General features: G+C 35.6%; 1 protein-coding gene. It reads left to right on the top strand.

Going from position 1 to position 225, the window contains the following annotated elements; genetic code table 11:
• Positions 1-225, top strand: a 225-nt coding sequence (locus RRF55_RS28520; protein WP_439419373.1) for a hypothetical protein, incomplete at both ends; no start/stop codon positions are given.

Here is a 225-nt window from a genome sequence, read left to right as displayed (position 1 = left end):
TTATATTTGAAAGATGCTTTAGTTGGGCATCATGATCTGATTGTTCAAATTGAACGACCCACAGGCCAAATTCTATTCAGTACTGCCCCTTCAATGATTAATTCCCAAAAGTTAATGAAAACAGCGGATAGTTCGTGGATTGAGTGGAAACTTCAGGGTAAAACTTATCGGGGGATTATCTATAACGCGAATATAGTTGAAAATTCTGAAATAAAATCTACTCAA

The organism is Klebsiella sp. K47, assembly GCF_051858335.1.
Lineage (GTDB): Bacteria > Pseudomonadota > Gammaproteobacteria > Enterobacterales > Enterobacteriaceae > Klebsiella > Klebsiella pneumoniae.
The sequence above is the reverse complement of the archived record's forward strand: the minus strand, read 5'-3'. Positions and strand labels throughout refer to the sequence as shown.